Origin of the sequence: Micromonospora sp. B9E7 (assembly GCF_039871815.1) — a bacterium.
In the GTDB taxonomy this organism is placed as follows: domain Bacteria; phylum Actinomycetota; class Actinomycetes; order Mycobacteriales; family Micromonosporaceae; genus Micromonospora.
Genome location: NZ_JBDPLX010000023.1, coordinates 59529 through 76491 on the forward strand (window position 1 = coordinate 59529; position 16963 = coordinate 76491).

14 protein-coding genes are annotated in these 16963 nt (G+C 71.0%); 10 read left to right on the forward strand and 4 right to left on the reverse strand.

Annotated elements, in window-relative coordinates; all coding sequences use genetic code 11:
- Positions 1-62: 62 nt before the first annotated feature.
- From ABGB10_RS27850 to ABGB10_RS27860, 3 genes are all read left to right on the forward strand, one after another.
- Positions 63-935: a hypothetical protein gene (locus ABGB10_RS27850; protein ID WP_347663966.1), complete on the forward strand. Its 873-nt coding sequence runs from the start codon at positions 63-65 to the stop codon at positions 933-935.
- Positions 936-1044: 109 nt separating this feature from the next.
- Positions 1045-1620, forward strand: a complete 576-nt coding sequence (locus ABGB10_RS27855) for a metalloregulator ArsR/SmtB family transcription factor (protein WP_347663967.1) — start codon at positions 1045-1047, stop codon at positions 1618-1620.
- Entirely contained in the window at positions 1617-2897 is a 1281-nt protein-coding gene (locus tag ABGB10_RS27860; RefSeq protein WP_347663968.1) for an MFS transporter, read from the forward strand. Before ABGB10_RS27855 ends, ABGB10_RS27860 begins: the two co-directional genes overlap by 4 nt.
- 48 nt (positions 2898-2945) lie before the next feature.
- On the opposite strand, the gene ABGB10_RS27865 is transcribed toward ABGB10_RS27860, so the two are convergent.
- Positions 2946-3149 (reverse strand): cold-shock protein, encoded by a 204-nt coding sequence (locus tag ABGB10_RS27865; RefSeq protein ID WP_007072071.1) that lies wholly within the window; start codon positions 3147-3149, stop codon positions 2946-2948.
- Between the two features lie 183 nt (positions 3150-3332).
- Between ABGB10_RS27865 and ABGB10_RS27870 the strand changes: the two genes are divergently transcribed.
- Both ABGB10_RS27870 and ABGB10_RS27875 read left to right on the forward strand, forming a co-directional pair.
- Complete coding sequence (locus ABGB10_RS27870) at positions 3333-4016, forward strand: 50S ribosomal protein L11 methyltransferase (RefSeq protein ID WP_347663969.1); 684 nt, start codon at positions 3333-3335, stop codon at positions 4014-4016.
- 102 nt (positions 4017-4118) lie between these two features.
- A complete protein-coding gene (locus tag ABGB10_RS27875) occupies positions 4119-4727 on the forward strand; it encodes a VTT domain-containing protein (protein ID WP_347663970.1) in 609 nt (202 codons plus the stop codon).
- A 194-nt stretch (positions 4728-4921) separates the two neighbouring features.
- Here ABGB10_RS27875 and ABGB10_RS27880 read toward each other — a convergent pair whose 3' ends face one another.
- Together ABGB10_RS27880 and ABGB10_RS27885 are read right to left on the reverse strand one after the other, a co-directional pair.
- Positions 4922-5575 carry an MBL fold metallo-hydrolase gene (locus ABGB10_RS27880; RefSeq protein WP_347663971.1) on the reverse strand — a complete coding sequence of 218 codons (654 nt, stop codon included), beginning with the start codon at positions 5573-5575 and terminating at the stop codon, positions 4922-4924.
- Between the two features lie 7 nt (positions 5576-5582).
- On the reverse strand, positions 5583-6299 hold the full coding sequence (locus ABGB10_RS27885) for a maleylpyruvate isomerase family mycothiol-dependent enzyme (RefSeq protein ID WP_347663972.1): 717 nt from the start codon (positions 6297-6299) through the stop codon (positions 5583-5585).
- A gap of 178 nt (positions 6300-6477) precedes the next feature.
- Between ABGB10_RS27885 and rsgA the strand changes: the two genes are divergently transcribed.
- The 5 genes from rsgA (at position 6478) to ABGB10_RS27910 (ending at position 15040) form a co-directional block, all read left to right on the forward strand.
- A complete protein-coding gene (rsgA, locus tag ABGB10_RS27890) occupies positions 6478-7548 on the forward strand; it encodes a ribosome small subunit-dependent GTPase A (protein ID WP_347663973.1) in 1071 nt (356 codons plus the stop codon).
- A 227-nt stretch (positions 7549-7775) separates the two neighbouring features.
- Positions 7776-10721, forward strand: a complete 2946-nt coding sequence (uvrA, locus tag ABGB10_RS27895; RefSeq protein WP_347663974.1) for an excinuclease ABC subunit UvrA — start codon at positions 7776-7778, stop codon at positions 10719-10721.
- Positions 10722-10943: 222 nt separating this feature from the next.
- Entirely contained in the window at positions 10944-11426 is a 483-nt protein-coding gene (locus tag ABGB10_RS27900; protein ID WP_347663975.1) for a Rieske (2Fe-2S) protein, read from the forward strand.
- Positions 11427-11571: 145 nt separating this feature from the next.
- Positions 11572-13560 (forward strand): excinuclease ABC subunit UvrC, encoded by a 1989-nt coding sequence (gene uvrC, locus ABGB10_RS27905; RefSeq protein WP_347663976.1) that lies wholly within the window; start codon positions 11572-11574, stop codon positions 13558-13560.
- Positions 13561-14380: 820 nt separating this feature from the next.
- Positions 14381-15040 carry a C39 family peptidase gene (locus ABGB10_RS27910; protein WP_347663977.1) on the forward strand — a complete coding sequence of 220 codons (660 nt, stop codon included), beginning with the start codon at positions 14381-14383 and terminating at the stop codon, positions 15038-15040.
- 64 nt (positions 15041-15104) lie between these two features.
- Here the strand turns inward: ABGB10_RS27910 and recQ are convergent, their stop codons facing one another.
- Complete coding sequence (recQ, locus tag ABGB10_RS27915; RefSeq protein WP_347663978.1) at positions 15105-16946, reverse strand: DNA helicase RecQ; 1842 nt, start codon at positions 16944-16946, stop codon at positions 15105-15107.
- Positions 16947-16963: the final 17 nt, after the last annotated feature.

A 16963-nucleotide genomic window follows, 5' to 3' on the forward strand; every position in this document is an offset into this window, starting at 1 on the left:
CCAGCACCGCGTACACGGTGTGACGTCGCGCCCGGTCCCCGCCCAGTTGAGAGGGGGACCCCATGACCCGGGCCCCGGCTAACCTGTTGGCCCTCCGAAGCCTGCTTCTCACTCACCTCGACAACGCCCCCGGCCCTGACGACCTGGACCCGGCGGAGGTCGGCATCGTCGGCGACTCGGCCCATCGGGGCGGCTATCACTGCGGATCCGACCGGGTGGTCACGAACGACTACTCGGTGGTCGAGTCACCCCGGGACCGGGCCGGACTGACCCTGGACGCGGCGGCGCTGGACGTCGGCCAGTTCGAGGTCCGCTCCGGCGGCCGTACGCACACCATGGCCAGCTTCTCGGTCTGGTGCGTGGCCCAGTGCGCCGCGAACGCGGCCGACACCCGGGACATCCGCGAGATCATCTACAGCCCCGACGGCAGCACAGTGAAGCGGTGGGACCGCCTCGGCAAGCGCAGCACCGGCGACAGTTCGCACCGCTGGCACACCCACTTCAGCTTCTTCCGCGACGCCATCAAGGCCGGTCGCGACCAGCGGCCGTTGTTCCGCCGCTATCTCAGCTCCATCGGACTCCTGGAGGACGACGACATGACCCCCGAAGAGCACAACTGGCTGGCCACGGTCTACACGAACCTCACCGTGCTGGACGGCCGAAACCCGATCGGCCAGATCTACACCCGGATGGCGGAGGGTCGGGACGACACCGGTGCCCCGGTGACCGGCAACTGGAACCTGCAGGCGATGACGAAGCAGCTCACCGCCCTGCAGACCACGCTCAACGCACTGGCCGGGAAGGACTTCACCGACGAGGCGGCGATCGTCGAGGGCGTGCTGGCCGGGCTGACGCCGGAGGAGATCGCCGCGGCGATCCCTCCCACCATCGCCAAACAGGTCGCCGACGAGCTGGCCCGCCGGCTGGTCGCCTGAACGGAGGGGCGGCCCGTAGCCGCCGGGTCGCCCCTCTCCCTTCGATCCCGCAACAACTGTTGGGCAATGCCTGTTGCGCAACAGTTGTTGCGGATGCCATGGTGAGGGCATGGAGAGCCCCGACGTACGCCAGATCACCGACTCGCGGGTGCTGGCCGCCATGGCCCACCCGCTGCGCCGCCGGCTGATGGACGTGCTCAAGGTGCACGGGCCGTCGACCGTCGGGCAGCTCGCCGAGCGCACCGACCAGGCACCGGCGAACGTCAGCCACCACCTCAAGGTCCTCGCCGCCGCGGACCTGGTCACGGAGGCCCCCGAGCTGGCCCGGGACCGACGCGAGCGGTGGTGGCGGCTGGTCACCCGAGGACTGCGCTGGTCCAACACCGACTTCGACGCCGACCCGGCCGCCCGGGCGGTCGCCGACGCCGCCACCTCGCTCAACCTCGACCGGCACGTCGCCCTGGCCCGGGCGTGGCACGCCGTCGACGAGACCACACAGGCCACCTGGGACGACGCGCCGTTCTCCACCGACCACTGGCTGCGCCTCACGCCCGGGGAGCTGGCCGAGCTGAGCCGCGAGATGATCGACGTCCTCGCGCGCTGGGCCGACCGGGACCTGCCCGACGACGACGCCGACCGACGCCCGGTCTTCGTGTTCGTCCACGGCGTGCCGGCCCGACCGTGACCACCGCCACCCGCAGCGGCCCGACCCCCGTCCGGCGGGCTGGCGGGTTACTGCGGCATCGGGACTTCCGGCTGCTCTGGGCCGGCCAGGCCGTGAGCAGCGTCGGCAGCAACGTCACCGTCGTCGCGCTGCCCCTGGTCGCGGTCGCCGTCCTCGACGCCAGCACCTTCCAGGTGGCGGTGCTGACCGCCGCGGCCTGGCTGCCGTGGCTGCTGATCGGCCTGCCCGCCGGCGCGTGGGTGGACCGGCTGCCACGCCGATCGGTGATGGTGGTGTGCGACCTGTTCTGCGCGTTGGCCTTCCTCAGCGTGCCGTTGGCCGCCGCGCTGGGCCGGCTCACCGTGGCGCACCTGCTGGTGGTCGCCCTCAGCGCCGGCGCCGCGCGAGTCTTCTTCGAAACCGCCGACCAGGTGTACCTGCCGGTGCTGCTGCGACCCGAGCAACTACCCGAGGGCAACGCGAAGCTCCAGGCGACCTACACCGTGAGCCACGTCGTCGGGCCGGGGCTCGCCGGGCTGATCGCCCAGCTCACCGGTGCCGTCGCCGCCCTGTTGCTGGACGCGCTCACGTTCCTCGCCTCGGCGGTACTCCTGGTGCGGATCCGCACACGTGAACCACGCGTACGCCGAACGGGCCGATCCCGGTCACTGCGTCAGGACATCGCCGAAGGGCTGCGCTTCGTCGTCCGGGACCCGTACCTGCGGGTGCTGACGGCCTTCGGCGCGGCCAGCAACTTCGGGCTGACCGGCTACCAGGCCGTCCTGGTGGTCTTCCTGGTCCGCGAGGTGCGTCTCGAACCCGGCCTGGTCGGGGCGCTGGTCGGGGTGATGAGCGCCGGAGGGATCGTCGGGGCGCTGCTGGCCACCAGGGTGGGCCGGCGCTGCGGCACGGCGCGGGCCCTGCTGATCGGGGCGGCGCTCGCCGGCCCGCCGGCTCTGCTCATCCCGCTCGCGGCACCCGGCATCGGGCTGACCTGGCCGGCCCTCGGTGGCCTGCTGATCGGCCTCGGCGTGACCATCGGCAACGTGGTCAAGGGTGCCTTCCGGCAGACCTACACGCCGCACCACCTGCTCGGCCGGGTCACAGTGAGCATGCAACTGCTCAACTACGGCACCATCCCGCTGGCGGCCGTGCTGGCCGGTGCGATCGGCACGCGTTACGGCGTTGGGACAGCACTCTTCGTGATGACCGCCTGGCAGGCGGTCACCCCGTTGATTCTGTTGATCGGGCCAATCCGGAGGCGGCGGGACCTGCCCGCCGCCCCGGCGGCGTCTTGAGTGCGCTGCGACGGCGGCCGGAGACCGGCCGCCGTCACCGGCACGGAGCTACATCGGGCGGACGTTGTCCGCCTGCGGACCCTTCTGCCCCTGGGTCACCTCGAACTCGACCTTCTGGCCCTCGTTGAGCTCCCGGTAGCCGCTCGTCGCGATGGCGGAGTAGTGGACGAACACGTCCGGCCCTCCACCGTCCTGCTCGATGAAGCCGAAGCCCTTTTCCGAGTTGAACCACTTAACCGTGCCGGTTGCCATGCATCTCTCCCTGTTCAAAGCGGCTGACCCTCGGCCTCTGGCCGATGATCGCCCGTACCTGTTCGACAGTAACGGGCAAAACCCCAATCTGCTGGCCGAAGTGCCGTAGGTCTTCGGGTGAACTCTGCGCGGCGGCACGTGAAAGCCGCCCCGACCACCCGTCGCTGGGGCATGCTTGCGCCGATGACGGGTGCCGCAGCCAACGCGCTGACCGAGCTGGAGCGCGAAATCGACGCTCCCGGGGCCGGCCTGGACCGGCTCCGGCTGGTCCCCACCCCGTTCGTCCCCGAGGTGCGGCTGCACCTGGCCGAGGACGCGATCGTCTGGTGGGCTCGGATGGAGGCCACCGCAGGACACGCCCTGCCAGCGCCGTACTGGGCGTCCGTCTGGGCGGGAGGTCAGGCACTGGCCCGCCACGTCCTGGACCACCCGGAGCTGGCCGCCGGTCGCCGGGTGCTCGACCTCGCCGCCGGGTCGGGGCTGGTCGCCATCGCGGCCGCACTTGCCGGCGCCACGCAGGTGATCGCCAACGACATCGACCCGTACGCCGTCGCCGCCGTCACGCTCAACGCCCGGGCCAACCAGGTCGCCGTCGACGCCGTCGGGGACGACCTGCTCGACAGCATCGACGCGGAGGCCGACCTCGTCGTCGCCGGGGACGTCTTCTACGACCGGGCGATGGCCGACCGGATGCTGCCGTTCCTGGAGCGGATCGCCGCCGCCGGCGCCGAGGTGTTGGTCGGTGACCCCGGCCGGGGTCACCTGCCGGCGGACCGACTGACGGTGCTCGCCGACTATCCGGTGCCCACCACCGAACCCTCGGTCGACTCGTCACTACGCCGAGTGCAGGTGCTGCGACCCGTCTGAGGGCCGGCGTCGCCTCAGGGGTGACCCCGAGACGGAACCCAGGGGTAGCTGGGGGCTGTAACCGGATGTCCGAAGTGGTGCGGCGGCCATAGCGTACGAGACATGACGCAATGGCTGGCCCAGATCGGTGAACTGCCCGTTCTGCTGCTGATGGGTGCGCTCGGGCTCGTCATGCTCTTCGATGCCGTACCCCTGCTGGGTGTCCTGGTCCCCGGTGACGTGGCGATCCTCGCCGCCGTCGGAGTGGGCCGCCCGACCACCGGGCTGGCCACCTTCGCCGCCGTCCTGGTCGGCTGCCTGGCCGGCTGGTCGCTGAGTTTCCTGGTCGGCCGCCGCTACGCCGACCAGCTACGACACAGTCGGATCGGCGGCTGGATCGGCGAGACGCGCTGGGCGGCGGCGGAGGGAATCCTGCGTCGCGGTGGCGGCCGGATGATGGTCGTCGCCCCGTTCCTGCCCGTGTTCAACGCGCTGCTTCCGCTGGCCGCCGGTGGGCTGCGGATGTCGTACCGTCGATTCCTCGGTTGCGCCACGCTCGGCGCGGCCGCCTGGGCCGGTCTCTACCTCGCGCTGGGCACCGCGTCGCGGTCCCTCGCCGGGTTGCTGCCCGGTGAGCCCAGCCCGCTGCTGATCACGATGGGGGTGGGGTTGGTGCTGGCTTCCGTCGTGTTGCTGGGGGCGCGGCGGCGGTTGTTCGCTCTGGGTGGTTGAGGGCTTGTCGGTGGTTGCGGTGGTGGGGCGGAGGCCCGCCGTGCCCGGCTCCGGGCGGTCAGGCTTGATCCCCTCCCGCCGGGCACGGCGGGCCCCCGCCCCCCTCGTGGGCGGCGTCCGCCCGCGCCCGCCGGTGGGTCTTGATCTTTGGTGGGTTTCGGTCGACGTCGGGTGATTCTTATCTGGTCGGTGGGTTACCAGCCTCTTGCTTTCCACTGGGGGAGGGCGGGGCGCTCGGTGCCCAGGGTGCTGTCCTTGCCGTGGCCCGGGTAGAACCAGGTGTCGTCCGGTAGCTGGTCGAACAGCTTGTGCTCGACGTCGTCGATCAGCGCGGCGAAACGCTCCGGGTCCTTGTCGGTGTTACCAACGCCACCGGGGAAGAGACTGTCACCGGTGAAGAGGTGCGGGGTGCCGGCGGGGTCGCGGTAGAGCAGCGCGATCGAGCCCGGGGTGTGCCCCTTGATGTGGATGACCTCCAACGCGCAGTCGCCCACCGAAACCGTGTCGCCGTCGGACAGCTGCTCCGCCTCGATCGGCAGCCCGGCCGCGTCGTCGGCGTGCACCAGCGCCCGGGCGCCGGTCTTGGCGACCACCTCCTCCAGCGCCACCCAGTGATCCATGTGCTGGTGGGTCGTCACCACCGCGGTGAGGCCGCCGTCGCCGACCAGCTCCAGCAGCCGGGGCGCCTCGTTGGCGGCGTCGATCAGCACCTGGTCACCGGTGCTCGTGCAGCGCAGCAGGTAGGCGTTGTTGTCCATCGGGCCCACCGACAGCTTGCTGATGGTGAGCCCGTCCAGCTCGCGTACCGCCGGCGCTCCGCCGTGCGTGACGTCTCCGCTGTATGTCATGACGTTTTCAGATCCATTCCGGTGGAGTAGGCAGGGGACCGTCAGGGGTGACGAAGAGCGGGACGCCGTCGGCACGGCCGATCAGCCAGGCGGCGAGGTCGGGGGCGGGACCGGCGACGACCGGGGCGCCGGCGCGGTCCCCGATCACCACCTCGTGCTCACTGCCGTCGAGGCGGAGCACCATCGACGGCGGTGTCGGCCCCATGGCGTGGTGGCTGGCCGCCTCGCGCAGCAGCCGGTGGGCGAACGTGTCCGACCAGTCGCCGGCCCGGTAGTCCGCGGCCAGGTCGAGGTGGTGCACCTCGATCTCCCGCAGCCGACCCCAGACGAGCAGCGCGGCCGGCCACGGGCCCTTGCGCGCCTGCACCGTCGCCGCCCACGCCTCGGCCGGCATCGCCGCGACCGCCTCGGCGAACAGGTCCGCGCTGCGCCGCAGGTCGTCCAGGTGCTCGGCGGGCGGGCGGGCCGAACCGGTTTCGATGTCCGCCGCGCGGACCTCCAGCGAGGCGTACATCGGCATGTCCTGCCCGGTGCGGGCCGAGGTGAGCAGGTTGACGAAGCCGTCGGCGTTGCGCGCCAGATGCGCCAGCACGTGGCCGCGCGTCCAGCCCGGCAGCAACGACGCCGCGGCCAGGTCCGCGGCGTCGAAAGAAGCGGCGGTACGCAGCAGACGGCTGGTGGCCGCGTCCACCTCGCCCATCAGCAACAGCGGATCCGTGGTCACGCGTCGACCCTAGCGGTCCGCCGTCGCGGCGTCGCCGGGGAAATCGCTTTCGGCGCGTCGGCGCGCGACCTACCGTCAGCGGCAGACGCGGCACCGGGACATCGGACGGAGGTGGTGATCATGCCGGACGTGGCACGCGTGTTCCGCCATCACCAGCTTCGACACCGATGAGGATGCCATGACGATCGATCTGACCGCGCTCGGCTGGGACGCCGAGCGAGCGGCGTACGCCGAGCGACGCGCCGAGCACCACCCGGGTCGGGTGGCCCGAGTGGACCGGGGGGTCTGCACGGTGCTCACCGCGACCGGCCCGGTCCGGGCCAGCCTGGGCGGCGCGGTGTTGGCCGCCGCCGCCCGGGACCCGTCCGCCCTGCCCTGCGCCGGTGACTGGGTTCTGCTGACCCACTGGCCGGACCGTCGCGTCACCGTCGAGGGGGTGCTGCCGCGCCGGGGCGCGCTGATCCGGCGTACCGCCGGCAAGGACGCCAGCGGGCAGGTGCTGGCCGCCAACCTCGACGCCGCTGCCGTGGTGGAGCCGGTGCACCCCGAGCCGGACGTGGGCCGGATCGAGCGGCTGCTGTCCCTGGCCCACGAGTCCGGCGCCCGGCCGCTGGTCGTACTGACCAAGGCCGACCTCGCGGCCGACCCGGCCGCGCTGGCCCGCCAACTCGCCGCGGTCGCGCCCGGAGTGCCGGTGCTGCCGGTCAGCGCCGAGCGGGGCACCGGGCTGGAACCGCTGCGCGCCGAGGTCACCCCGGGCCGCACGCTCGGCCTGCTCGGGCCCTCCGGCGCCGGCAAGTCGAGCCTGGTCAACGCCCTCGCCGGCGCCGTGATGATGCCGACGCAGGCGATCCGCCGGGTCGACGGCAAGGGTCGGCACACCACCACGTGGCGGGCCCTCGTACCGATCCCCGGAGGGGGTGCGGTGATCGACACGCCCGGTGTACGAGCGGTCGGCCTGCTCGACGGCGCGGCCGGGCTCGACCGGGCGTTCGCCGACATCGCCGGGTTGGCCGAGGGTTGCCGGTACGCCGACTGTGGGCACGACGGCGAGCCCGCCTGCGCGGTACGGGAGGCGCTGCACACCGGCGAACTCTCCACCCGGCGGTGGGAGAGCTGGCGGCGGCTGCAGGGGGAGGTGGCCCACGAGAGCCGACGGCGGGAGGCACGGGTGGCGGCGGAGCGACGCGGCGGCTGGCGGTCGGCCCGACGCCGGACGGCCCGCCCGCCGACACCCGGCGGCTACTGACCGGCTCTCCGGTTGTTCGCCCCTCGCCGCGCCGTGCTCCGGTGCGGCGAGGGGTCTCGGCCTGGTGCGGCCGACCGTGCTGAGCTGGCGGAATGTGCGGGCGAGGGAAAGTGTCGTACCTCGGGGCTAGAGTTGCCGAGGCGTGTTTTCCGCGCCCGTACGACCGCTCAAATCACCCAGAGCGGGACACATTCTTCGCTTCGTCTTCTCCCGGGAGTACACGCACCGTGGCCGACCGACTGATCATCCGTGGCGCGCGCGAGCACAATCTGCGTGACGTCAGTCTCGACCTGCCCCGGGACGCACTCATCGTGTTCACCGGGCTGTCCGGGTCGGGCAAGTCGAGCCTGGCCTTCGACACGATCTTCGCCGAGGGTCAGCGCCGCTACGTCGAGTCGCTCTCGTCGTACGCCCGGCAGTTCCTCGGCCAGATGGACAAGCCAGACGTCGACTTCATCGAGGGCCTGAGCCCCGCCGTCTCGATCGACCAGAAGTCCACCTCGCGCAACCCACGTTCGACCGTCGGCACCATCACCGAGGTCTACGACTACCTGCGCCTGCTCTTCGCCCGCATCGGTGAGCCGCACTGCCCGGTCTGTGGCGAGCGGATCTCCCGGCAGAGCCCCCAGCAGATCGTCGACCGGGTCCTCGCGATGGCCGAGGGCACCAAGTTCATGGTGCTCGCGCCGGTCATCCGGGGCCGCAAGGGTGAGTACGTCGACCTCTTCGCCGAGTTGCAGGCCAAGGGCTACGCCCGGGCCCGCGTCGACGGCGTGGTGCACCCGCTGACCGAGCCGCCGAAGCTCAAGAAGCAGGAGAAGCACACCATCGAGGTGGTGATCGACCGGCTCACCGTCAAGCCCAGCGCCAAGCAGCGGCTGACCGACTCGGTCGAGGCCGCCCTGGGTCTCTCCAGCGGCCTGGTGCTGCTCGACTTCGTCGACCTCCCGGAGGACGACCCGGACCGGGAGCGCCGTTACTCCGAGCACCTGGCCTGCCCCAACGACCACCCGCTCGCCATCGAGGATCTCGAACCCCGGGTCTTCTCCTTCAACGCGCCGTACGGCGCCTGCCCGGAGTGCACCGGCCTGGGCACCAAGAAGGAGGTCGACCCGGAGCTGCTGATCCCCGACCCGGAGCGCAGCCTGCGCGAGGGCGCGATCCAGCCCTGGTCCACCGGGCACAACCTGGAATACTTCCTGCGCCTGCTGGAGGCGCTCGGCGAGGCCCAGCACTTCGACGTCGACACTCCGTGGCGGGCGTTGCCGGCGCGGGCACAGAAGACGATCCTGCACGGCTCCGACGACCAGGTGCACGTGCGCTACCGCAACAAGTACGGCCGTGAGCGCTCCTACTACACCGGCTTCGAGGGCGTGGTGCAGTGGATCGAGCGGCGGCACTCCGACACCGAGTCCGAGTGGTCCCGCGACAAGTACGAGGGCTACATGCGCGACGTGCCGTGTGCGGCGTGCGGGGGCGCCCGGCTCAAGCCCGAGGTGCTCGCGGTCACCCTCGCGGGCAAGAGCATCGCCGAGGTCTGCAACCTGTCCGTGGGGGAGTGCGCCGACCTGCTCGCCGGCATCGAGCTGAGCGACCGGCAGAAGCTGATCGCGGAGCGGGTCCTGAAGGAGATCAACGCTCGGCTGCGGTTCCTGCTCGACGTCGGCCTGGACTACCTCTCCCTGGACCGGCCGGCAGGCACCCTGTCCGGCGGCGAGGCGCAGCGCATCCGGCTCGCCACCCAGATCGGCTCCGGCCTGGTGGGCGTGCTCTACGTGCTGGACGAGCCGTCGATCGGGCTGCACCAGCGCGACAACCACCGGCTGATCGAGACGCTGGTCCGGCTTCGCGGGCTGGGCAACACGCTGATCGTGGTGGAGCACGACGAGGACACCATCCGCACCGCCGACTGGATCGTCGACATCGGGCCCGGCGCGGGTGAGCACGGCGGCAAGATCGTGCACAGCGGCTCGGTGCCCGCGCTGCTGAAGAACAAGGAGTCGGTCACCGGGGCGTACCTCTCCGGGCGGCGGTCGATCCCGACCCCGTCGGCGCGCCGCCCGCAGGATCCGGCACGGGAGTTGGTGGTGCACGGCGCGCGGGAGCACAACCTGCGCAACCTGACCGTCTCGTTCCCGCTGGGTCAACTCATCGCGGTCACCGGGGTCAGCGGCTCGGGCAAGTCGACGCTGGTCAACGACATCCTGTACGCGGTGCTGGCCAACCAGATCAACGGCGCCCGGCTGGTGCCCGGCCGGCACACCCGGGTCTCCGGCCTGGAGCACGTCGACAAGGTCGTCGGCGTGGACCAGTCGCCCATCGGTCGGACGCCGCGCTCCAACCCGGCCACCTACACCGGGGTCTGGGACCACGTCCGCAAGCTCTTCGCCGAGACCACCGAGGCCAAGGTTCGGGGGTACGGCCCGGGCCGGTTCTCGTTCAACGTCAAGGGCGGGCGCTGCGAGGCGTGCTCCGGCGACGGCACCATCAAGATCGAGATGAACTTCCTGCCCGACGTGTACGTCCCCTGCGAGGTGTGCAAGGGCGCCCGGTACAACAGGGAGACCCTGGAGGTGCACTACAAGGGCAAGACCGTCTCGGAGGTGCTGGAGATGCCGATCGAGGAGGCCGCCGAGTTCTTCTCCGCCATCCCGGCCATCCACCGGCACCTCAAGACCCTGGTCGACGTCGGCCTGGGCTACGTACGCCTCGGTCAGCCCGCGCCCACCCTCTCCGGCGGTGAGGCACAGCGGGTCAAGCTCGCGTCCGAGCTGCAGAAGCGCTCCACCGGTCGGACGGTCTACGTGCTCGACGAGCCGACCACCGGTCTGCACTTCGAAGACATCCGCAAGCTGCTGATGGTGCTGGAAGGGCTTGTCGACAAGGGCAACACGGTGATCACCATCGAGCACAACCTCGACGTGATCAAGACGGCCGACTGGCTGATCGACATGGGTCCGGAGGGCGGTCACCGGGGCGGCACCGTGCTCGCCACCGGCACCCCCGAGGAGGTCGCCGAGGTGGCCGAGAGCCACACCGGCGAGTTCCTGCGCCAGGTGCTCAAGCTCGACGGCGAGGCCAAGGGCGCGGCCGCCGCCACCACCCGTGCCGCCAAGGCCAACGGCGCGACCAAGGCGCGGGCCAGCCGAAAGGTGCCCGCGGGCGCGCGCTGACCTGGCATCCGCGAGGACGGGTCCGCCTGACGGCGGGCTTCGCGGGGCGGGTCCGGTCGGGTTCGTGCGTGTCGATCGCGGCGCGGACGGGGCCCTCCGGAGCCCGCCCCGTCCTATTTCCTGGGTCGGACAGATGCCCGGATGAACCATCCGGCACAGTTGCCCGTGTGGAGAAGTGTGGCCGGCTTTCGACCGGCGCAGCGGGCTAGAGAGAGGCGAGGCATGAGTGACGATCAGGCGCTGACCGGTCCGGGTACGCAGACACGTCGCACCCTGCTCACCGGAGTCGGGGCAGTCGGCGCGGCCGTCGTCCTGGCCGCCTGCGGCAGCGACGACGGCAGCGGCAGCGGCACCCCCACCAGTGGCGGTCCGGCCGTCCCCAGCACCGGCGACGCGGGTGGCGGCGACCGGCAGGGCGCCCAGTCGCTGGCCACCACCGCCGACATCCCGGTCGGTGGCGGCAAGGTCCTCGCCACCGACGGCGTGGTCATCACCCAGCCCACCGCCGGCCAGTTCAAGGGCTTCAGCCCGATCTGCACCCACCAGAACTGCCCGGTCACGAACGTCGACGGCGGCACCATCAACTGCACCTGCCACGGCAGCAAGTTCTCGATCGAGGACGGCTCGGTGAAGGCCGGTCCGGCCACCAAGCCGCTGCCGCCCAAGGACATCAAGGTCACCGGGGACCAGATCTCGCTGGCCTGACCGGCGCGGTGGGGCTGGCCGCGTGATCGACTCGCGTTTCGGGAAGTCGGGGTGTTCGTGACAGTGCGACACCCCGACTTCCCCGAAACCGAGTGGATCTAGAGCTTGCGCTGGGCTGTCGGTGCTGCGGACTAGGCTTGCTGGCGTGGCTGACCCCTCGACCTACCGCCCCGCACCCGGCACCATCCCGGAGCTACCGGGGGTCTACCGCTTCCGCGACGGCACCGGCCGGGTGATCTACGTCGGCAAGGCGAGGAACCTGCGCAGCCGGCTCAACTCCTACTTCGGCGACGTCTGGAACCTGCACGAGCGCACGCGCCAGATGGTCACCACCGCCGAGTCGGTGGACTGGATCACCGTCGCCACCGAGGTCGAGGCGCTCCAGCAGGAGTTCACCTGGATCAAGCAGTACGACCCTCGGTTCAACGTCCGCTACCGCGACGACAAGTCGTACCCCTATCTGGCTGTCACCCTCAACGAGGAATACCCACGGCTACAGGTGATGCGTGGCGCCAAGCGCAAGGGGGTGCGCTACTTCGGTCCGTACTCGCACGCCTGGGCGATCCGCGAGACCCTCGACCTGCTGCTGCGGGTGTTCCCCGCCCGCACGTGCTCCGCGGGTGTCTTCAAGCGGGCTGGGCAGGTCGGCCGCCCCTGCCTGCTCGGCTACATCGGCAAGTGCTCGGCGCCGTGCGTCGGCACCGTCTCCGCCGACGAACACCGCGCCATCGTCGACGGGTTCTGCGACTTCATGGCCGGGCGCACCGACACCATGGTCCGCAAGATCGAACGCGAGATGACCGAGGCGAGCGAGCAGCTCGAGTTCGAGCGGGCCGCCCGGCTGCGCGACGACGTCGCCGCGCTGCGCCGGGCCATGGAGAAGCAGACCGTGGTGCTGGGCGACGGCACCGACGCCGACGTGGTCGCGTTCGCCGACGACCCTCTCGAAGCGGCCGTGCAGGTCTTCCACGTCCGCGACGGGCGCATTCGCGGCCAGCGCGGCTGGGTGGTGGAGAAGACCGAGGACCTGACCACCGGCGACCTGGTGCACCACTTCTGCACCCAGGTGTACGGGGGCGAGCACGGCGAGGCCGACGTGCCCCGGGAGTTGCTGGTGCCCGAGCTGCCCGCCGACGCCGACGCGCTGGCGGAATGGCTCTCCGACCACCGGGGCAGCCGGGTGTCGCTGCGGGTGCCGCAGCGCGGTGACAAGCGCTCACTGATGGAGACCGTCGAGCGCAACGCCAAGGACGCGCTGGCCCGGCACAAACTGAAGCGGTCCGGTGACCTCACCACCCGGGGCAAGGCGTTGGACGAGATCAGCGAGGCGCTGGGCATGCGCACCTCGCCGCTACGCATCGAGTGTTTCGACATCTCCCAGATCCAGGGCACCGACGTGGTGGCCAGCATGGTGGTCTTCGAAGACGGGCTGCCCCGCAAGAGCGAATACCGGCGGTTCATCGTCCGTGGCGCCACCGACGACCTCTCCGCGATGTCGGAGGTGTTGCGCCGCCGCTTCGCCCGCTACCTGGACGCGCGGGCCGAGACGGGCGAGGTGGGGGTCGAGTCGGCCGACGACCCGACCGTTCCGGAAGACACGGTCGAGCCGCAGGTCGGGGTCCTGATCGATCCGACCACCGGCCGACCGCGGAAGTTCGCGTACCCGCCGCAGTTGGTGGTCGTCGACGGTGGTGCCCCGCAGGTCGCGGCCGCCGCGCAGGCCCTCGCCGACCTGGGCATCGAGGACGTGGCGCTGTGCGGGCTGGCCAAGCGGCTGGAGGAGGTCTGGCTCCCCGACGACGAGTTCCCGGTCATCCTGCCGCGCACCTCGGAAGGTCTCTACCTGCTGCAACGGGTCCGGGACGAGGCCCACCGGTTCGCCATCACCTTCCACCGGCAACGCCGGTCGAAGCGGATGACCGAGTCGGCACTCGACCATGTGCCCGGCCTCGGTGAGGTACGGCGCAAGGCGCTGCTGCGACACTTCGGCTCACTCAAGAGGCTCTCCGCCGCCACAGTCGAGGAGATCACCGAAGTGCCCGGGGTGGGCCGGCGTACCGCTGAGGCGATCCTGGCCGCCCTCGACAAGGACACGAAAGCCGACGAGGGCGTGGAGTCGCCCCCGACAGTCTGACGTCGCCCTCGCACCGCTCGGCGGTCCAAGATCTGCGCAACATCCGGTGTGAGGCGTCAGTTTCCCGGAGAGCGTGGGGATGACGGACACGGCTGTTGTCCGCAGGTCGCGCCGGTCGCGGTGACAGGTCGCCTACCTGCTCGATCGTGCTCGATCCTGGTTGTAGTGGTCTCGTCGGCGCGTGGAAGGCACTCTTTCCTGGTTTGGGTGCGGTCTTGGGGCGAATTGCGGCAAACCGCGCACGCGGCGCAGGGGTTCACGGACGCCCGACGCGCCCTCGGGGTGCGTAGACCGCGCGTCATCGGGCCCTCCGGGTTGATCCACTCGCCTTCCTTGAAGTCGCGGTGTCCGGCGGCCTTGGATACCGCGTTTTCGCGGAACCCGAGTGGATCAAGGATGGTGCGCGGTCGCCGGGGCGCGGATTGTCCGGTTCATGAGGTTCGTCGGGTGGTCGCTGTCACCTGGGTGGCGGAATCCGGGCCGGCTCGGGGTCGTTATACCTGGCACGGCCGCGACGTTGGGTCGTGGTGCACGCCGGCCGCCGGGAACACCGGCCAGGCCGCCCCGGTGGTCTCCGGGAAGCGGGTTGGCGCGGTGGTAGCCGGCGGAATGAGCCGCCGCCGCACCCGGTTACACCCCGCCGGGCTCGGTCGAGCCCCACGAGCCGGGAGCCTGGCGGAATGAGTCGCCGCCGCACCCGGTTACACCACATCCCGATGCCGACCCCGCAGGGTCGCCGGGCGATGAACTTCCCCCCGCACGGCCGCCCCCCGGCGTTGTGTGTGCGGGTTACCCCCGAAATGCAGAGGAGCACGCCATCATGCGTACCGATCTGATTCGTAAGACCGCTCTGACCGCTGCTGGCCTCGCCTTCACCGGTGGCGCCATCGCCGGGCCCGTCACCACCGCGTTCGCCGCACCCAGCAGCAAGCCGGCCACCCAGGCCCAGGCTGACCGTAAGGGTCATGGTGAGCGGGAGCTGGGTGTGCGCTACGAGGCGCAGCCGAACTTCTACTACTGCGGGCCTGCCGCGACTCGTAACGCCCTGAGTGTGCAGGGCAAGAACATCAACGTCGATGACATGGCCAAGGAGATGGGTACCACCGAGGCCGGCACGAACTCGATCAACGACATCACCCCGGTGTTGAACAAGGAGACCGGTAAGAACGACGCCTACCGGTCCGTGGAGATCAGCACCCCCGACGCCGACGGCAAGCAGACCGACACCCTGCGCGCCGACATCGTCCGCACCGTCGACGACGGCCGGGCCGTGGTCGCCAACATCGCCGGTACCAGCACCGACACCGACGGCGCCACCCACTCCTACGAGGGCGGGCACTACATCAGCGTCGTCGGCTACCGCGACAACGGCGACACCGTGAAGATCGCCGACTCCGCCGACCCGAACACCGCCTCCTACTGGATCAGCACCGAGCACCTCGCGGACTGGATCGCCACCCGCGGCTACGCCACCAGCTGACCCACCCACCGAACGAACCGAAGGGCCGGACCCCACACCACGGGGCCCGGCCCTTCGGCATGTCTCAGTCGCTGGCCAGTACGGCCAGGATCTGCTCGCCGTACTTGGCGAGCTTGTTCTCGCCGACCCCGCTGACGCGGGACAGCTCGGCAAGCGTGCCCGGCGCGTCGTTGGCGATCTGTCGAAGCGTGGCGTCGTGGAAGATCACGTACGCCGGAACGCCCTGCTCTTTGGCAGTGGTCGCCCGCCAGCCGCGCAGGCGTTCGAAGACCGGCGCGGCGGCCGGGGTCAGCTCGGCGACGACGGTGGCCGAGCCGCGCGGCTTCGACGAGCGACTCGATGCCGGCTTCTCCGGCTCGCGGCGCATCGTCACCGTTCGGCGGCGGCCCAGCACGTCGGCGCTGGCGTCGGTCAACGCGAGCGTGCCGTAGTCGCCCTCCACGGCGAGCAGCCCTTCGGCGAGCAGTTGCCGGACCACACCCCGCCACTCCGCCTCGCTCAGCTCGGAGCCGATGCCGAAGACGGTCAGCGAGTCGTGGCCGTACTGGCTGATCTTGTCATTGTGTTTGCCGAGCAGGATGTCGATGCAGTGCCCCGCGCCGAAGCGCTGGTTGCGCTCACGGTCGAGGCGGAAGACCGTGGAGAGCAGCTTCTGGGCGGCGACCGTGCCGTCCCACGACTCCGGCGGGCTGAGGCAGGTGTCGCAGTTGCCGCAGGCAGGCGTGGACGTCTCGCCGAAGTATTCGAGCAGTTGGACGCGCCGGCAGCGCACCGTCTCGCAGAGGGCGAGCATCGCGTCCAGGTGGGCGGCGAGGTTGCGGCGGTGGGCGAGGTCACCGTCCGACGTCTCGATCATCTTGCGTTGCTGGACCACGTCCTGCAGCCCGTACGCGAGCCACGCGGTCGACGGCAGGCCGTCCCGTCCGGCGCGGCCGGTCTCCTGGTAGTAGCCCTCGACGGACTTGGGCAGGTCGAGGTGGGCGACGAAGCGTACGTCGGGCTTGTCGATGCCCATGCCGAAGGCGATCGTGGCCACCATCACCAGGCCGTCCTCGCGCAGGAAGCGCTGCTGGTTGGCGGCGCGCGTGGACGCGTCGAGACCCGCGTGGTACGGCAGGGCGGCAATCCCGTTGGCGACCAGGAACTCCGCCGTCTTGTCGACCGAGGCCCGGGACAGGCAGTAGACGATCCCGGCGTCGCCGGGGTGCTCGTCGCGCAGTAGGGCCAGGAGCTGCTTGCGTGGCTCCCGCTTGGGCACGATCCGGTACTGGATGTTGGGCCGGTCGAAGCTGGCCACGAAGTGGCGGGCGTCGTCGAGCTTGAGCCGGCTGGCGATCTCGGTGCGGGTGGCGCTGGTCGCGGTGGCGGTCAGCGCGATCCGTGGCACCTGCGGCCACCGTTCGTGCAGCATCGACAGCGCGAGATAGTCGGGGCGGAAGTCGTGCCCCCACTGGGACACGCAGTGCGCCTCGTCGATCGCGAACAGGGAGATGCGCCCCCGGTCCAGCAGGGCGAGCGTGGAGCGGACGCCGAGCCCTTCCGGGGCGAGGTAGAGCAGGTCCAGCTCGCCGGCGACGAAGGCGGCCTCGACCCGGCGCCGGGCGTCGAGGCTCTGGGTCGAGTTGAGGAAGCCGGCGCGGACGCCGACCGCGGTGAGCGCGTCGACCTGGTCCTGCATGAGGGCGATCAGCGGGGACACGACGACCGCGACGCCGTCGCGAACCAGGGCCGGGATCTGGTAGCACAGTGACTTGCCGCCACCGGTGGGCATCAACACCAGCGCGTCGCCGCCGTCGACCACGTGGTCGATCACGTCCTGCTGGAAGCCGCGGAAGGCGTCGTAGCCGAACACCCGGCGCAGCACCGGCAACGCGCCCTCGGTCCGCAGGTCGGTGGGAGAAGCCATCCGCGGAGTCTACGAGC